Here is a 2,377-nt window from a genome sequence, read left to right as displayed (position 1 = left end):
GATCTGTGGGCGAGCTTGCCGGTGGCGAAGGCGCGCACGGCGTCGGCATCGAGCGGGTTGCTGCCGGTCCGCACCTTGATCCACGCGCACAGCTCCTCGCCGTACTTCTGGTCCGGGACGCCGACCACCTGGACGTCCTCGACGTCGGGGTGGGTGTAGAGGAACTCCTCGATCTCGCGCGGGTAGACGTTCTCGCCGCCACGGATGACCATGTCCTTGATCCGCCCGACGATCACGCAGTAGCCGTCCTCGCGCATCACCGCGAGGTCGCCGGTGTGCATCCAGCCCTCGGCGTCGATCGCCTCGGTGGTCTTCTCCCCGTCGCGCCAGTAGCCGAGCATCACCGAGTAGCCGCGCGTGCAGAACTCACCGGTCTCGCCTCGCTCGACGGTCTCCCCGCTGACCGGGTCGACGACCTTGATCTCCACGTGCGGGTGGACGCGACCGATGGTCGCCGTACGTCGTTCGAGGTCGTCGTCGGCGCGCGTCTGGCAGGAGACCGGTGAGGTCTCGGTCATGCCGTAGGCGATCGAGGCGCCGGCCATGTGCATGTCGTCGACGCACCGCCGCATCACCTCGACCGGACAGATCGAGCCGGCCATGATGCCGCTGCGCAGGCTGGTCAGGTCGTAGTCGGCGAACCCGGGCGCGCTCTGCATCGCGATGAACATCGTCGGGACGCCGTAGACGACCGTGCAGCGCTCGTCCTGGATGGTCTGCAGGGTCACGGCCGGGTCGAACCCGGGCGCGGGGATCACCATCGTGGCCCCGTGGGTGGTGCACCCGAGGTTGCCCATCACCATCCCGAAGCAGTGGTAGAACGGCACCGGGATGCACATCCGGTCGTCGGCGGTGAGCTCGATCGTCTCGGTCGTGAAGTAGCCGTTGTTGAGGATGTTGACGTGGCTCAGGGTCGCGCCCTTGGGGTAGCCCGTCGTGCCCGAGGTGTACTGGATGTTGATCGGGTCGTACGGCGTGAGCGCGGCTCCGCGCTCGGCCAGCACGGCCGGGTCGACGCCGGCCCCTGCGTCGAGCAGGGCCGCCCAGTCGCCGGTGTCGACGTACACCGCGCGCTCGAGGTCGGGGCAGTCGGCGCGCACCTCGGTGATCATCGCCCGGTAGTCGCTGGTCTTGAAGCTGCTCGTCGCGAGCAGCACGCGCAGTCCGCTCTGGTTGACCGCGTAGGCGAGCTCGTGGGTGCGGTAGGCGGGGTTGACGTTGACCAGCACGATCCCGGCCTTGGCCGTGGCGAGCTGGACGATCGTCCACTCCGCGCAGTTGGGCGCCCACATGCCGACCCGGTCTCCCACGGCGAGGCCGCCGGCGACGAGTCCGCGGGCGACGGCGTCGACGTCGCGCTCGAGCTCGGCCCAGGTCCACCGGCGCCCGCTCGCGACCTCGACCAGCGCCTCACGGTCCGGGTGCGCGGCGACCGTGCGCGAGAAGTTCGCCCCGATCGTCTCGACGAGCAGCGGTTGGTCGGTCTCACCCCGGGAGTAGGACTGCATGCACCGAACGTAACCCCCTGACACGGCCCGTGTCGCGGAGCCCCAGCGAGCTGCAGGGCCGGGTCGCGTACATTCGCCTGCGTGCCAGAAGACAACGACGCCGGTCCTTCCATGGGCGACGCGCAGGGCTCCGACCCCCGATCGGACGGCACGGCGGACGACTCGTCGACGGCCACCACCCAGGCCAAGCGCCGCACCCCGTTGTGGCTCGAGACCGTGGTCCTGCTGGTGGTCGCGCTCGGCATGGCGCTGCTCATCAAGACCCTGCTGGTGCAGGCGTTCTACATCCCCTCGGCCTCGATGGAGCCCGGCCTGGTCGAGAACGACCGGATCCTCGTGCAGAAGCCGTCGTACTGGTTCGGCGACGGGCCCTCGCGCGGGGACGTCGTCGTGTTCGAGGACCCGGGCGGCTGGCTGAACGGCCCGGAGCCGGGCCCGCAGACCGTGCTGGCGAAGGGGCTGGCCAAGATCGGTCTCTACCCGACCGGCGGACACCTGGTGAAGCGCGTCATCGGCACCGCGGGCGACACCATCACCTGCTGCGACGCCGACGGCAAGCTGGAGATCAACGGCGTGGCCATCGAGGAGGACGACTTCATCCGGCCTCAGCAGAAGTGCGACGGGCCGATGCCGTCGGGGTGCCGTGAGGACTGGGCGGTCACCGTGCCGGAGGACCGCCTCTTCGTGATGGGCGACAACCGCAACGCCTCGGCCGACTCCTCCGACCGGCTCTGCGGGGTCAACCAGCCCAAGTGCGACGAGGACCGAGCGTTCGTGCCGGTCGACCTCGTCGTCGGGAAGGTCTTCACGCTGGTGTGGCCGCCGAGCCACGCCGAGTTCATCGGTCGCCCCGACGTCTTCGAGACCGT

At 69.7% G+C, this 2,377-nt stretch carries 2 protein-coding genes; one reads left to right on the top strand and one right to left on the bottom strand.

The genetic code is table 11. The features are described 5' to 3' along the window. On the bottom strand, positions 1-1,508 hold a 1,508-nt coding region (locus VOI19_RS18250; protein WP_323794366.1), incomplete at its 3' end, for an AMP-binding protein. Between the two features lie 81 nt (positions 1,509-1,589). Here VOI19_RS18250 and lepB point away from each other — a divergent pair. Next, the coding region (lepB, locus tag VOI19_RS18245) for a signal peptidase I (protein WP_323794365.1) at positions 1,590-2,377 on the top strand (788 nt) is incomplete at its 3' end.

Origin of the sequence: Nocardioides sp., assembly GCF_034670285.1 — a bacterium.
GTDB lineage: Bacteria > Actinomycetota > Actinomycetes > Propionibacteriales > Nocardioidaceae > Nocardioides.
This window is presented reverse-complemented; position numbering and strand designations above follow the sequence as displayed.